The sequence below is a fragment of the Flavobacterium sp. GNP001 genome (assembly GCF_054343775.1).
In genome coordinates, this window is the sequence record NZ_JBTGUX010000001.1 from 1,816,593 (window position 1) to 1,833,132 (window position 16,540).

General features: G+C 35.7%; 9 protein-coding genes. 7 read left to right on the forward strand and 2 right to left on the reverse strand.

What is annotated here, in order from left to right:
• Nucleotides 1–354: 354 nt before the first annotated feature.
• Nucleotides 355–5,343 carry a translocation/assembly module TamB domain-containing protein gene (locus tag ACXX8U_RS07745; protein WP_458565354.1) on the forward strand — a complete coding sequence of 1,663 codons (4,989 nt, stop codon included), beginning with the start codon at nucleotides 355–357 and terminating at the stop codon, nucleotides 5,341–5,343.
• Between the two features lie 4 nt (nucleotides 5,344–5,347).
• Nucleotides 5,348–7,639 (forward strand): translocation and assembly module lipoprotein TamL, encoded by a 2,292-nt coding sequence (gene tamL, locus ACXX8U_RS07750; RefSeq protein WP_458565355.1) that lies wholly within the window; start codon nucleotides 5,348–5,350, stop codon nucleotides 7,637–7,639.
• A gap of 63 nt (nucleotides 7,640–7,702) precedes the next feature.
• Here tamL and ACXX8U_RS07755 read toward each other — a convergent pair whose 3' ends face one another.
• Nucleotides 7,703–10,210: a M14 family zinc carboxypeptidase gene (locus ACXX8U_RS07755; protein ID WP_458565356.1), complete on the reverse strand. Its 2,508-nt coding sequence runs from the start codon at nucleotides 10,208–10,210 to the stop codon at nucleotides 7,703–7,705.
• A 235-nt stretch (nucleotides 10,211–10,445) separates the two neighbouring features.
• Here ACXX8U_RS07755 and ACXX8U_RS07760 point away from each other — a divergent pair, with 235 nt between their 5' ends.
• On the forward strand, nucleotides 10,446–11,873 hold the full coding sequence (locus tag ACXX8U_RS07760; RefSeq protein ID WP_458565357.1) for an L-serine ammonia-lyase: 1,428 nt from the start codon (nucleotides 10,446–10,448) through the stop codon (nucleotides 11,871–11,873).
• Nucleotides 11,874–11,926: 53 nt separating this feature from the next.
• Here ACXX8U_RS07760 and ACXX8U_RS07765 read toward each other — a convergent pair whose 3' ends face one another.
• Nucleotides 11,927–12,370, reverse strand: a complete 444-nt coding sequence (locus ACXX8U_RS07765; RefSeq protein ID WP_458565358.1) for a nuclear transport factor 2 family protein — start codon at nucleotides 12,368–12,370, stop codon at nucleotides 11,927–11,929.
• 100 nt (nucleotides 12,371–12,470) lie between these two features.
• On the opposite strand from ACXX8U_RS07765, the gene panB reads away from it, so the two are divergent.
• From panB to ACXX8U_RS07785, 4 genes are all read left to right on the forward strand, one after another.
• Nucleotides 12,471–13,289, forward strand: coding sequence for a 3-methyl-2-oxobutanoate hydroxymethyltransferase (panB, locus tag ACXX8U_RS07770; RefSeq protein WP_210791340.1), 819 nt, complete (start codon nucleotides 12,471–12,473; stop codon nucleotides 13,287–13,289).
• A gap of 27 nt (nucleotides 13,290–13,316) precedes the next feature.
• Nucleotides 13,317–14,006 (forward strand): RluA family pseudouridine synthase, encoded by a 690-nt coding sequence (locus tag ACXX8U_RS07775; protein WP_458565359.1) that lies wholly within the window; start codon nucleotides 13,317–13,319, stop codon nucleotides 14,004–14,006.
• A 128-nt stretch (nucleotides 14,007–14,134) separates the two neighbouring features.
• A complete protein-coding gene (locus ACXX8U_RS07780; protein WP_458565360.1) occupies nucleotides 14,135–15,463 on the forward strand; it encodes an aldehyde dehydrogenase in 1,329 nt (442 codons plus the stop codon).
• A gap of 146 nt (nucleotides 15,464–15,609) precedes the next feature.
• The gene (locus ACXX8U_RS07785) at nucleotides 15,610–16,404 is read left to right on the forward strand and encodes a hypothetical protein (protein WP_458565361.1); all 795 of its coding nucleotides are present in this window, start codon (nucleotides 15,610–15,612) and stop codon (nucleotides 16,402–16,404) included.
• Nucleotides 16,405–16,540 lie beyond the last annotated feature (136 nt).

The window sequence follows — 16,540 nt, forward strand, 5'->3', positions numbered from 1 at the left end:
ATAACGCTCTTTTTTAAACCCATTTTAAAAGGAAATTGGTTTGCGTACCTTTAAAACTAGGAGGGTTTTTATAAAATTTTCCTAGTTTTTTATTGACCTCCTTATTCAATTTATTTTCAAAAAACATCTTGGTACTTCTAGTTAAAAAGCTCTCAAAACTAATATCTCGTAAAAATTGTTTTTATTCAAATTTAGAGTAACAACTAATGCTTTGGCGAAAAGAGAAATTATACAATTTTAAACAAAAGTTTTATAAGCAATTGTAAGGCAAATTAGCGACCTTTGTATATAATTATATCCCATCAGGATTGCAAAATTGCAACTAATAGTTGTTTTAAATTTAAAATGCTACGTTTGAAAAAATACTTACAAAAAAGTTTGAAAATCGCATTATGGATTTTGGGTGGTTTAGTTGCCCTTTTTCTACTGCTTTTGATTGTCATTCAAATTCCTTCTGTTCAGCTTTATGCCAAAGACAAAGCTGTGGTTTATTTGCAAGACAAAATTAAAACGAAAGTAAAAATTGAGCATCTCTCAATTGGTTTTCCTAAAAATGTAATCTTGCAAGGTGTTTACTTTGAAGACCAAAAAAAGGACACCCTTTTAGCTGGCGAAAAACTTGCGGTTGATATCAGCATGTTTCAATTGTTACGCAATAAAGTCGAAATTAATAGTATCGCACTCGAGGGAATCACAGCTAATATCTCAAGGTCAAAAGACGGCGTATTTAACTTTGATTATATTACTCAAGCATTTACATCACCTCCAAAAATAGAAGATAAAAAAAGCACACCAATGACATTTTCGGTGGAGTCTATTGCGCTAGACCGTATTCAATTGCGCTACAAAGATGCTACTGCCAATAATGAACTGAATACCAAAATCAATCATTTTCAAACGACCATCAAAAAGTTTGATCTGGAAAAGATGGACTTTGACGTTCCGAAAATTAAAATAAATGGTTTAACAGTTCTTTACAAACAAGGAAAATCAGCTCCTAGTAAGACAAAAATTGATGATAAAAATTCGAATCCAACAACACCTTTGAAATTAAAACTAGGCGCATTGGATTTTGGTAAAATTAAAGTAGTGTATGCCGACGAAAACAGCAAAATCGATACTCAATTTTACTTTAAAAAACTGTTAGCAACAATTGATAAATTTGACCTCAACAACCAATTTGCAATTCTTGAAAGCGTTGAATTAACAGGAGTTGAAGGAGAATTAGCTCTGAACAAAAACACCACACAAAAAATTGAAAAAGTTCAAGAAGTAGCCGCAACAACAGGTTGGGAAATCAAAATAAAGAAAACAGCTTTGCAGCGTGTTGATTTTAAATTCAATAACAATAACGCGGCTCCTGTAGCAAAAGGGATTGATTACAACCACATGCATTTGCGCAACTTTAATATGGATTTGGAATCTTTAAACTACAATCCAGAAAATATTTCAGGAGACCTCACCAAACTTACAATAAAAGATAAAAGCGGTTTGAACATTCAATCTTTGAAAGGAAATTTCTTTTATGGAAAAAAGAATTCATTTATCAAAAATCTCTATCTAAAAACCCCAAATACTGAACTTCGTGATGAAATTCAAGTTGGCTATCCTTCAATTGAAGCTTTATCCAAAAATCCGGGAGATTTGAGTGTCATTGCACGTCTTAAAAAGAGTCGTTTGGGTACTCAAGATATTTTGATTTTAGCACCTGCATTAGCCAGTAATCCGCCATTTAAAACCAATCCCAAAGCTATTATCTTAATTGACGGTGCGGTAAAAGGAAAACTTAAAAATTTAGTAATTCCCTCACTTGAGGTAAGCGGAATAGGCAATACCAAATTAGCTGCAAGTGGCACAATACAAGGCTTGCCAGACATAGAAAAAGCGGTTTTCAACTTGAAGATTAAAGAATTTAAATCAACAGCAAAAGATATTTATTCGTTTGTACCAAAAGGCGTGATTCCAAACAATATTCAACTTCCCGCACGATTGAGCTTAAATGGTACTTTTAAAGGAACCATTCAGTCTTTCAAAACAATGCTCAATTTTAATAGCAGTATGGGAATTGCCAAGGTAAATGCCAGTTTAGACCAAAGAAGAAAAAATGCGGAACAGTACCAAGCACAAGCTACATTTGTCAATTTTGACTTAGGGAAACTACTAAAAAACGATTCTATTGGTAAAATAAGTGCTACTGCCAATGTTAAAGGAACTGGTTTTAATCCAAAAACAGCAACTGCGGCATTAAATGCAAATGTTGTAAAAGCTTATTTTAATAAATACAATTACAAAAGCATTGCATTAAAAGGCGCTATTAAAAAAGGATTATTTCAAGCTACTGCTTCGGCAAAAGATCCTAATTTGAATTTCACAATGTTGAGCTCGGGAAGTTTTAGAGACAAATATCCAACTGGAAAAATCAAACTCAATATGGATATTGCCGATCTTGAAAAATTAAATCTGCATGCAGGTCCTTTAAAACTAAGAGGTTTTGTAGATGCTGATATCCAATCGGCAAATTTAGATTTTCTGAACGGAACAATTGTAGCGCAAAATATTGAAGTTACAAATGCTAAAGAGCAATTTGTAATTGATTCTATTCAAGTTACAGCCAAATCTACAGCGCAAAGCAATGTTATAGAATTGAAAGCACCATTTATGAATGCTGCTGTAAATGGACGTTTTTCGTTATCACAATTAGGAACAGCTTTATCTCAATCAATCGCTGCTTACTACAGTACAAATCCTGCTCAAAAGAAAAAAAATACAGCACCTCAACAATTTGAATTTAAAGTAGCTGTAGTAGATCATCCTATCTTATTTCAATTGCTTCCAGATCTGAAAAGTCTCGAGCCAATTAATTTTTCTGGCCGATACAATTCGGTTAACGATACAATCACCATCCAAGGATCCGTACCAAAAATGGTATATGCAGGTGTAACTGTAACTAATGCTGCTTTAAAAGTTGATACGCAAAATAAAGCTCTATTGTATGAGTTTTTGGTAGATGATATCCAAAACAGCGCTTTAGAATTACCACATACAGAATTAAAAGGCAGTGTGAAAAATAATACTGTTGAATACCTATTACAATTAAAAGATAAGAAAGATAAAGAACGCTACCTTTTGACCGGAGAATTAGTTGCCACAAATGGTAATCAAGAACTGTATTTTGATAGTAATCAATTCGTTTTGAATTACGAACCTTGGGAAATTGCCAACAGTAATCGCATTCGTTTTGGTAAAAAAGGACTGTTGATTACCGATTTTAACTTGAAAAAAAACGGAAGTGAAATACAAATTCAATCCGAACCCAATACCGAAAATGCACCTTTGCAACTAGAATTTAAAGATTTTGATATCAGCACAATTACAAGTTTTGTTGAGAAAAACGACCTGCAATTGAGCGGTAAAATTAATGGTGCAGCAAAGGTTACTATTAATACTCCAAGTCCACTTTTTATCTCTGATTTAGATGTACAAAATTTAACCTTTAAAAAAGATACCGTTGGTAACCTGAAAATTAAAATTGATAACGCAATAGCCAATCAATACAATGCCAATATTGAAATAAGTAGCCAGGAAAATCAAGCGGAATTGAAGGGAATCTACAATGCCCTAAACAGTACTTTTGACCTGAACATCGATCTAAAAGCATTACAATTAAAGAGTATTCAAGGTTTTACTTTAGGTAATTTAATTGACAGCAATGGCTTTCTATCCGGGCAATTGAATCTAAAAGGAAACACTTCAAAGCCTGAACTTTTAGGAGAAGTACAATTCAATTCATTTGGTTTTACAGTCAAACCATTGAACGCTAAGTTTCAACAAATCAATGATAAAATTACTTTTGCACCTAATACCATAGTGCTAAATCGCTTTACCATCAAAGATGAAAAAGAGAATGACCTTATTATTGACGGTAAAATAGACATTAGTAACCTTACTAATATGGGCTTTGATTTAGCCATCGATGCTAAAAACTTTAAAGCGGTCAACTCTAAAGCCAAAGACAACGATTTGTATTATGGTGAATTGTATCTTGACAACCAATTACAAATTAGCGGAACATTAGATAGCCCTCAAATTGAAGGGACCGTTACAATTAATAAAGACACAAAATTTAATATTGTTCTACCCCAGTCAGATCCATCGATTGCTGACCGCGAAGGTATTGTTGAATTTATTGATCAGGACAAACCAAAAGCTGCAACAGCAATCGCACTACAAGAATTTAGCAGCAGCACTGAGGTAAAAGGAATAAACGCATCGGTAAATATCGAGGTTGACAAAGAAGCTGAATTATCAATTATTATCGACAAAGCAAATGGTGATTTCTTGAAACTAAAAGGTGAGGCACAATTAAACGGTGGTATTGATCCTTCAGGAAAAACCAGTTTAACAGGCCGATACGAACTTTCTGAAGGAAGTTATGAAATGAATTTTAACGCCATCAAAAGGAAATTCGATATCAAATCAGGAAGCTATATTTTGTGGACCGGCGAGCCAACAACAGCTGATATTAACATTACGGCAGTATACAAAACTGAGGCCGCTCCTATTGATTTGGTCAATGATCAATTGGGCGATGTAAGTGCATCAGTTCGCAACACCTACAAAGAGAAAATTCCGTTTGAAACCGAACTAAAAATGAATGGTGAATTGCTGCAACCAACTATCTCGTTTGATATTGTTTTGCCAGAAGGAAATAATAATGTGGCTACCGAGATTATTAATTCAACTCAAGCCAAGTTAGAACAAATTAGAACACAGCAGGACGAATTAAATAAGCAAGTTTTTGCACTTTTACTTTTGAATCGTTTCATTGGTGAGAATCCTTTTGCTAGCGAAAATGGCGGTACCTCAGTTTCGGCTTTGGCCAGAGAGAGTGCTAGTAAACTTTTATCGCAACAATTGAACAATTTAGCAGGCGATTTAATTCAAGGTGTTGAACTCAACTTTGACTTAAATACTTCCGAAGATTTCACCACCGGCCAACGTGAAAACAAAACCGATTTAAGTGTAGGGATTTCGAAAAAGTTGTTGAACGACCGTTTGAAAGTGACGGTTGGAAGTAGTTTTGGCCTCGAAGGATCTCAGCAAGCCAACCAAAACGCAAGCAATATTGCAGGCGACGTAGCTCTTGATTATCAGATATCAAAAGATGGAAGATACAAAGCTCGCGCCTATCGAGTAAACAAATACCAAGTAGCCCTGCAAGGCGAAGTTATTGAAACGGGCGTGTCATTTGTAATTACGATGGATTATAATAAATTCAGCGAATTGTTTAAAAAGAGTCAAGCACCAAAAGAAAAATCAAAAAAAGCAACGCCAAAAAAATAACAACATGAAGAGTCATTATTTACCAATGGTACTTTGCCTATTTTTGCTATCTGCTTGCAGCGGTACACAATTTTTGCCCGAAGGTGAACTTTTATACACCGGCGCCAAGGTAACCGTAAAAGATACCGCCACTTCAAAAGAGGATAGAAAATTATTAAAAAATAGTTTAGAAGATTTAGTACGCCCAAAACCAAACGCAAGCTTTTTTGGTATGCGACCAAGGTTATATCTTTACGCCTTTGCGGGAAATCCAAAAAAAGAAAAAGGTTTCAGGTATTGGTTAAAAAACAAAGCAGGACAAGCGCCCGTACTTTACAGCCAAATAGATCCTGAGTACACCAAAAATGTACTGCAAAATTACAGTGAAAATTCAGGTTTTTTTACAACGAGAGTTTCAGCCGACTCTACCACGAAAGGCAAACTTGCTAGTGTTTTGTACACGGTTAAACCTGGGAAACCTTATACCATTAAATCTGTAAAATTCCAGACCGACTCCTCTGAAATTGGTAAGGCTGTGAATGCCACAATGCGTCGTAGCCTTTTAAAAATAAATAAACAATACAATCTGGAGGTTATAAAAGAGGAACGCAATCGTATAGATAGTCGCTTGAAAGAAAAAGGATTTTATTATTTTAATCCTGATTACATCTTAGTGCAAGTTGATAGCACTGTAGCAAAAAATCAAGTTGATTTAATTGTAAAAATTAAAGAGACTACGCCAAAATTAGGACTAACACCATACAAGATCAATAAAATAATTGTTTATCCTAATTATTCTATTGGACCAAATGGCATCAAACAATCAGCAGATTCTATTACCAAATACAATGATTTGACCATTATTGATTCTGCAAAATTATTCAAACCACGCATTTTCGACAGAGCACTTTACTTTAAAAAAAACGATTTGTACAATCGTACAAATCATAATTTATCTTTAAATCGATTGGTGAATTTGGGTACTTTTAAATTCGTAAAAAATCAATTCACAGTATCAGATACAACCGCTAACTATCTTGACGCGTATTATTACCTCACTCCTTTGCCAAGAAAATCATTGCAATTAGAACTTCTTGGCAAAACAAACTCTGCGAACTATACTGGTACAGAACTTAACTTGAATTGGAGTAACCGAAATACTTTTCGTGGAGCCGAATTACTCACAGTATCTGCTTTTGGAGGTGTCGAGGTTCAAGTTTCGGGACAAAATAACGGTTTTAATGTATATCGTGTGGGAACAGAAGCTAATTTGATTTGGCCACGATTAATATCACCATTTAAACTAAAAGCGCCATCTGGCTTTGTACCAAAAACAAAAGCAACGCTTGGTTACGAGTTTCAAAACAGAACCAATTTGTATTCTTTACAAACATTTAAAGGTTCGTTTGGGTATTTGTGGAAAGAAAACGAACGCAAAGAGCACGTTTTGCAAATTTCAGAGATTACCTATGCAAGCCCACAAAACGTAACCGATCTTTATTTACAACAAATTGCTAGCAACCCTACTCTAGAAAAAGTTATCGAAAAGCAGCTTATTTTTGGTCCTACTTACTCGTACACATACACCAATACGATGCAAAAAAGAAAGAAAAACACTTTTTATTATAAAGGTAGTATTGACTTGGCAGGGAATATTGCAGGTTTAGCAACAGGTGCAAACATTCAAAAAGGCGATACTATCTCGATATTTAATGTCCCGTTCAGTCAGTTTATAAAAATTGAAAATGATTTTAGACATTATTATAAATTGGGTCGCGAGTCGCAATTGGCTACAAGAGTAATTGCAGGTGTAGGTCACGCTTATGGAAACTCGCGAGAAATGCCGTTTATCAAACAATTTTTTATTGGTGGCACAAATAGTTTGCGTGCTTTTAGAGTGCGCTCAATTGGCCCGGGAAGTTTTGATGGATCAACTACAAATAGTAATGCATTTTTACCTGACCAATCCGGTGATATCAAACTAGAGTTCAATACAGAATATCGAGCACAAATTTTTGGACCTGTTAAAGGAGCTCTTTTTGTAGATGCTGGAAATATCTGGTTGTTAAACGAAAATAGCGACAAGCCAGGAGCTAAGTTTACCAAGAATTTCATGAGTGAACTCGCTGTAGGTGCCGGAGCTGGATTGCGATTTGATTTTTCATTTCTGGTTTTGCGAACCGATTTTGCTTTTCCTTTGCGAAAGCCTAATTTACCTTCAGGAAATCGTTGGGTTTTAGATCAAATCAATTTCGGAAATGGAACTTGGCGCAAAGAAAACCTCATCTTCAATCTAGCCATTGGATATCCTTTTTAAACAAGTATAAAAAAAGAGCATCATTTTGTAATGATGCTCTTTTTTATTTGAATTGGAGTTGGCTTAGTTTACCAAGAACAATGCATTGCTGAAAAGTAAGTTTCCGTTTTCCCAAAAACCTCTAAACAAAGGATTATCAACCATATAAATTACGGTCCCATTTCCTTTATAATCAACAGCAAAACTTACTGTGTTGTCTAATTTCTTGCGAATGTTACTTCCAACAAAGCCATAACTTTTAAAATCTTTAGGAACGTAAGCCACATTTGTTGCTCCTTTTAACAACGAATAATGTCTGTCATCGGTACGCAAACTAAAATATTTATCGCCCAAACCAAAAGCCAACGGATGTGTTTTATTTAATACATTTTCAATAATTGCACCCGGAATTGCTTTTGAAATCGACCTACGTTCTGCATCTTGAAAATCCAAAAAGCGCTCTTTTAATTCGGCTTCGTCATCGGCTTTCGCAGCATTTTCTTTTTCTTCATCAGTAGCAAAACGGGTAAGTGCAAAATTTTCTTTACCATCAAATAGAGACAATGCGTTGTTCATCGCAATGACTTTTCCTCCATTGGAAACCCAATCAGCTAATTTTTTTTGTTGCTCTTCCGACAATGAATAATAACCATCGGCCAAGATTAAAGTGGTGTAACTGTTCCAATTCACTCTATTGAAATTAGCAGTCTCAACCACACTCACAGGATAACCAATTGTTTCTTGCATATAATACCATGCAGCACCAAACTCAGTACTTGACACTCCTTTTCCTGATAATAACGCTACTTTTGGCGCTCGTAACAAAACGAAATTTTCTCCACCAATATCTTTCGCATTAGATGAATAACCTGTTTGTATAAAATTGTAATCGTTCTTAACTTTGATAATATTAGCAACTGTATTTTCAAAATCAGCCATTTTGATATTATCTGTTTTGGTTACAATCAATCCTCCTGGCTCCACTACAACATCACCAAAAACGGCTTTTTTCATAGCTGAACGTACTTTGATATTTTTTTGATGTAATGCAGACAAAACTTGCGCTGAAACTCTGTTATTCCATGGAATATAAAAAGCATAAACCTGTTTTGGAACTACTTTTTCAGCGGTTTCAATACTCTTTTTTGTGGGAACAAGAAGATTGTTTTTTACAGCATAACCCTGAACTCCATAAGCTAACGGAAGAGCCCATGCAGTAATATCATAGGATAAACTATCGTTTAATTTTTGATTCGGTTCAAATAATACTTGTGCAAAAACTGCTTTTTGCTGGTCCACTTTTACAATCATATCATTTGGCTCTACCGAAAAAGCCTTATCGGATTTTGTATAATAATCAAAACCTGTTGCTTTTTGAGAACCTGCTGCATAGCTGTACTCGATATTGTTTTTAGCGAGCAAATCGGCTAGTTGTACTAATTTAGGGTTTTGCTTCAAGACATAAGTTTTGTAATTCCCTTTTACCGTTTTACGAGAATTATTCATAAATCCTCTAAAGCCTTTCAATAAAACATCCGCTTGTCCTGCTGCTGATTCTACCACGGTTAACACTGCAGTGGCGTGATGCGTTAAACGGTCTTTGATAGTTAAAACAGTTCCATTACTCATCATTACTGCACGACCGGCGCCTATTCCTCCTTGCTCCATCGTCATTCCCACTGCTCCGTTGTAGGTTGGATAAGTATCACCATAGCTTGGATAAAATAAATCAAAGCGCTCGCTCGTATTATACATCCAATTTTGAGCATCGAATTTCTTTGAGATATTTTGACCTAGGGTAGCATGAAAATCTTTTTGATACGGCTCAATATATTCGTGCAAAGGTTCTGCCGATGGCGGGAAAAAATAAGGAGAATCATAGCCCATCTCGTGCACATCAGTATGAACTTGCGGCATCCATTGGTTGTAAAGCGCAATGCGTTGTTGCGACTCAATTTGTGTTTGCCAAGCCCAATCACGGTTCAAGTCGAACATATAATGGTTGTAGCGCCCGCCTGGCCAAGCTTCCATGTGTTCTCTATCTGATAATTCAGGATGCGTTTGCTTTCCAGATATTTCGCGTAACCAATTTCCGTATCTTGAATATCCATCTGGATTGATGCAAGGATCAAGAATAACGATCGTGTTTTCTAACCATTTTTTGGTGGCTGCATTACTTGGATTGAGCAATTCATAAGCCACTGTCATGGCACTTTCGGTTCCAGCAAATTCATTTCCGTGTACGTTAAAACTCAACCAAACAATCAGTTTATCACCAATAGTTGCAGTGCGATTGGCTGACATACCAATGGCCGCAAGATTATTATTTCTGATAGCATCTAATTGCGATAAATTTTCTTCTGATGAGATAAAATAAACACTCAAATCGCGTTGCTCAGCAGTTATTCCATACTTCTGATGTTTGATCAGGGGAGATTTTTCGGTCAAATGTTTAAAATAATTTTCTACTTGATGGTAGTATGAAATTTGTTTCCCATAAAGAGGTAAAAATTCCGAGGGACTTTGAACTTGCGCCTGCATATTCCAGACAAAAGCAAGCAGTAGTCCGAAAGAAAAAAAAGTTTTTTTCATATTGTTTCAATTAGTTATGCCTCAAAAATAGCCATTTAGTGTATTATCCACAAACTATTTCGAACTGAAAAAGTAGTTTTGAAGTACTCATTATACATCCGTCAAAATCAACTACTTTTTATGAAATACTGATAATACAGAGGCAATCACTACTAAAAAAACAATAATATTTACTTTTTAACTAGCATCATTGCCACATTCTATTATATTTGCAAGTAACAAAATCACACTACAAATGGAAGAATGTATCTCTGTTTTTGACATGTTAAAAATTGGCGTTGGCCCATCGAGTTCCCACACTTTAGGTCCGTGGCGAGCGGCAGAGCGTTTTTTGACAGAACTTCGTGAAGCATCTATTTTTTCAGAAGTAACGCGTATCAAAATCGATTTATACGGTTCCCTTTCGTTAACAGGAAAAGGACACGCAACTGATCTTGCCGTGATGCTTGGGTTAAGCGGACAAGATCCAGAGTACATTCCGATTGCCAACATCAACAGCATCATTCAAAGCATCGAAAGCACGAATACACTATTGTTGGGTGACGAAAAAAATATTCCATTTTACTTTTTACAAGACATAGTTTTCAATAAAAACTTTTTACCTTTTCATGCCAATGCACTTACTTTTACGGCCTATTTGAGCAATGAAAAAGAGTATGCTTCCACCTTTTACTCTATTGGTGGTGGATTTGTAGTAAAGGAAGAACGCGTAAATGCCAAGGAAAAAGTAAAGATAAAATGCGCTTTCCCCTATCCTATTGACAAAGCAACTGAATTACTAGCCATTTGCCGTCAGGAAAACAAATCGATCTCGGAGATTGTTTACGAGAATGAAAAATCAATGCGAAGCGAAGACATCATTGATCACGAGTTACTGCGCATTTGGCATACCATGTTAGAATGTATGTATATTGGTTGCCATTCAGAAGGCATATTGCCAGGCGGACTCAATGTGCGCCGACGCGCTTTCGACATGCACCAAAATTTAATTGGATTATCTAATTATGATTCGCCACAAACTTGGTTGGAAGAAATCAGAAAAACTGAAGTCAAATTCAGACAAATTTTGCAATGGGTTTCTACTTTTGCCCTTGCGGTAAATGAGGTAAACGCCGCACTAGGACGTGTAGTTACTGCTCCAACTAATGGTAGCGCAGGAGTGATTCCAGCCGTATTGATGTATTATTTGGTAATTGAAAATCATCAAGCAGGTAACAAGGAAATCAAACAATTTTTGATGGTAGCCGGTGAAATTGGAAGTATTTTCAAAAAAGGATCTACAATATCAGCAGCAATGGGAGGCTGTCAAGCAGAAATTGGTGTATCATCAGCAATGGCCGCAGCCGCTTTATGCGAAGTAATGGGCGGAACTCCGGAACAAGTTTTAATGGCTGCCGAAATAGCGATGGAACATCACTTGGGACTTACCTGCGACCCAATTGGCGGATTGGTTCAAATTCCGTGTATTGAGCGCAACACTATGGGTGCCATAAAAGCGATCAATGCCGCTGAACTTGCCTTGCAAACCGATCCTAAAAATGCAAAAGTACCGCTAGACAAAGTGGTCGATACCATGTGGCAAACAGCTAAAGACATGAACAACAAATACAAGGAAACATCCGAAGGCGGTCTTGCTATTGCAGTAAATATGGCCGATTGTTAGAATAATTATCGTTTCATTTTGTTGAAACTTCAGCCGAAATAATTCGATAAAATCTATTTTTTACGAGTGTCAATCAAGTGCACAATTTGCCAAGTATCGGCATTTTTCACGAAAGTGAAAGCGTTAATACCAGTATGACTCACTTTGCCATTAACCGAAAAAACATAAGGCGTCCAAGCATGAGCGATAGCGCCTTGTATTTGAATATGAAATCCTTTTAACTCTTCCTTGAAGGCCATTCCGGCTGGAATTGAAGCAATTGATTTCATAAAACTCGCCACACCATCAGCAGTTACCGTTGCAGTTGTTGGCTTTTCTGCTATGGATTGCATCAGCATTTTCGGGTGACAAAATGTTTTGAGTTGTGCCGTATCTTTGGCATGAAAAGCCTCAAAAAACTGAATTATTGTAACTTTAACTTTTTCTTTTTCTACCTCCTGTGCTTGCAAACTTCCCGCAAAAAAGCACAAAATCATAACGGTAACTATACGCTTCATATCTTCCATTTTTTTAATTAGTACTTTTACAAACTTAGTGTTACATTTTTGATTAAAAAATATTCATTTTACTACCTTTACCGCCTCAAATAAAAGAATTATGTCTGTAGCAAAAAAAGATTACAAACGCATCACAACAAAATCATTGATCGAGATGAAAGCCAACGGCGAGAAAATCTCGATGCTTACCGCTTATGATTATACGATGGCTAAAATAGTTGATACTGCTGGTATTGACGTTATTTTGGTAGGAGATTCAGCATCAAATGTTATGGCAGGTCACGAAACGACTTTACCAATTACGTTAGATCAAATGATTTACCACGCCTCATCAGTAGTGAGAGCTATTGAAAGAGCCTTAGTTGTAGTTGATTTGCCTTTTGGAAGTTACCAATCAGACCCAAAAGAAGCATTACGCTCTGCTATCCGAATCATGAAAGAAAGTGGTGGTCATGCAGTTAAATTAGAAGGTGGTCACGAAATTAAAGATTCGATTAAAAAAATACTACATGCTGGAATTCCGGTAATGGGACATTTAGGTCTTACACCGCAATCTATCTATAAATTTGGAACGTATACAGTTCGTGCAAAAGAAGAAGAAGAAGCTGATAAATTAATCGAAGACGCCAAATTATTAGAGCGTCTAGGATGTTTTGCTTTGGTATTAGAAAAAATCCCTGCACACTTAGCTGAAAAAGTAGCGCAAAGTATTTCGATTCCTGTAATTGGTATTGGTGCTGGTGGTGGTGTAGACGGACAAGTTTTGGTTATTCACGACATGTTGGGAATGAATAATGAGTTCAGTCCTCGTTTCTTACGTCGCTATATGAACCTTTACGAAGGGATGACACAAGCCATTGGACAATATGTGGCCGATGTAAAATCATCTGATTTTCCAAACGCTAGCGAACAATATTAAGCTTTAATTCCCCACTGGGAAATCCGAATGAAAATAGTATCAAATAAAAGCAACCTTCAAATTCTGCACGAAGACAACCATCTTATTGTTGTTAATAAACGCGTAGGAGATCTTGTTCAAGGTGACAAAACTGGTGACAAGCCATTACCGGAGGTTGTAAAAGAATATATCAAAGAAAAGTATGATAAGCCAGGTGCTGTATTTTTGGGAGTTGTTCATCGTTTAGACCGCCCTACTACAGGCATTGTAGTTTTTGCAAAAACCAGTAAAGCACTGAGCAGAATGAACGAATTGTTTAGCAATCGCGCAACTCAAAAAACCTATTGGTGTGTGGTTAAAAACAAGCCTCAAAAAAGCCATGATAAGTTGGTACATTACTTGAAAAGAACTGAAAAAAACAATACTTCTAAAGCGCATTTAAAAGAAGTACCCGACAGTAAATTGGCCAGTTTAGATTATACAATCATAAAAGAACTCAATAATTATTGTGCGCTTGAAATTAATTTGCACACCGGGAGACACCATCAAATTCGCGCCCAACTATCTGCAATCGGTTCTCCTATAAAAGGTGATTTAAAATATGGTTTTGACCGCAGCAATCCCGATGGAGGTATTCATTTACATGCAAGAAAATTAGTTTTTGACCATCCGGTTACAAAAGAAAAACTAGAAATCATTGCTCCAACACCCGATGATGTAATTTGGAATGCCATTTAAAAAACCCATTCCTTCTAATTTTAGAGACATGAAAACCAAATACGGCGAGCTATATCAGCTCGCTTTTTTATTAAAATCAAAATTGGCTTTGAACTAATTAAATTGTACTTTTAAAATAAAATCATCTCATGAAATATAAAACCGATCTAGGGTACCGAAAAGAATCGTTAAAAAAATTGCTCGAAGTAATTACACAACACGAAGACGAAATTATAAAAGCGCTATATGATGATTTTAAAAAACCCGATTTTGAAGCTGTTTTAACCGAAACAAATTATGTTATAAGTGACCTTAAAGCAACGATCAAAAATTTTGACTCTTATACCAAACCTAAAAAAGTTCGTGCTTCGTTACTCAACTTTCCTTCATCTGACTATATTTACAGTGAACCATACGGACATGTTTTAATTTTGTCCCCTTGGAACTATCCTTTTCAACTTGCTTTTTGTCCGCTTGTTGCCGCTGTAGCAGCGGGGAATGCTGTTACACTAAAACCCTCTGAACTTACACCAAATACCGCCGCTATAATTGCTAAAATTGTACGTTTAACTTTTACGGTACAACATGTAGTCGTGGTTACTGGTGATGCCAAAGTAGCGGCAGATTTACTAGAAAAACGATGGGATTACATCTTTTTTACGGGTAGCGTGGCAGTAGGTAAAATTGTAGCCAAGGCGGCCGCACAACATCTTACACCAGTTACATTAGAATTAGGCGGAAAAAGTCCGTGTATTGTTGATGAAACCGCCAATATTAAAATCAGTGCACGACGAATAGTTTGGGGAAAAATTGTAAATGCTGGCCAAACCTGTGTAGCACCTGATTATGTTTTGGTGCATCAATCTGTTAAACAGCAATTGATTGAGGCGCTACGTTTTGAAATTACCACGGCATTGGGCGAAAATCCACAAGAGTCTCCAGATTACGCTCGCATTATCAATCAGAAAAATTGGGAAAGACAATTGCAACTTCTCGAAAACCAATCGATACTTTTTGGAGGACAATCAGACAAAAATAGTTTTTACGTAGCTCCGACCTTAGTTGATGAACCCGCAAAAGATAGTTTAATAATGACTGAAGAAATTTTTGGACCAATACTTCCAATTATCTCTTACACTAAGACCTCCGAAGTAGATCAAATTATCAACAATTACGAAAAACCGCTTGCACTCTATTTGTTTTCTGAAAACAAAAAATATATTGATTATGTTTTGCAAAATCATTCTTTTGGAGGCGGATGCATCAATGACACAGTGGTGCATTTAGTAAACGAGAGACTTCCATTTGGTGGTGTAGGACATTCTGGGATGGGCGCTTATCACGGAAAACTAAGTTTTGATATTTTCTCCCATCAAAAATCGATCGTAAAAAGAGGAACTTGGCTTGACCTACCTTTGCGCTATGCTCCATATAAAGAAAAATTAAAAACCATTCGTAAACTACTAAAATGGATGTAGTTGCATAAAATATTCGGAGCCGCACAATCTTTTTATGATATATAATATTTGAAGAAGTAGTAGATTCTTAAAATTATTTAAAACAAAAAATGAAACTTTTTACAAAAAATGCGACTATTAAAAAATAATAATTTAAAACCAAACCAATGCAAACAACCATGAACACCTACACCAAAAAACGCCTGGCCGAAATCAAAGAACAAGGATATCAACTTGATTTTGGAACCGTATTCAACAACACCATAGAAAACTATAAAAAAATTGCTTGGTATGGAGGCTTAATGATTTTTGTGTTTTTCACTCTTTTTTGTTTAGTTCTTTTCGGAATAGCTGTTGCCTTTATTGGATTTCCTGAATTAAAGGCCATTTTAAAACCAGAAAACTTACAATTAGAAAATCTATCTCTAGAGATTTTATTATACGTCTCGGTCGCAACAATAATTATTACAGCTATTACATGTCCGTTTCCGGCTGGTTTAACAAAAATGGCGCAAAGTGCTGACAAAGATGAGGAATTTGGTATTGCGACCATGTTTCAATATTATAAAGCACCTTATTTTGTAGAATTATTGATAGCTACAACACTATTAGCTATCGTGAATACTGTTTTACAAAACACAATTACCTATTTCCAAATTCCATTTGTAGGCTCGATTTCGTCAGTAATACTTTCGTTATTTACTTTTTTATCAGTTCCATTTATCATTTTTGGCAACCTAAAAGCGATTGAGTCTATTCAGGCTAGTATTCTTGTTGTATCCAAACAGCCACTTACTCTTTTAGGATTAATCATTGTGAGTTCAATTGCTACTTTTATTGGATTTTTAGGATGTTGCATCGGTATTGTTTTTACTATTCCTTTTTTATACTCAATGTATTATGTTGTATACAAAGAAATAATTGGTGTAGAAACTCTTGAGGATTTGCAGGATAATGGCTAGAATACAACTTTTTTAATAAGAACCAAAACAGACCGATTACTTGTTTTGGTTCTTATTAAAAAATTACTTAATTTTCAATAAAATTAGAAGTACTTTTCAAATTTTATTGAATTAAAGCCAAAACCAACCATGACCT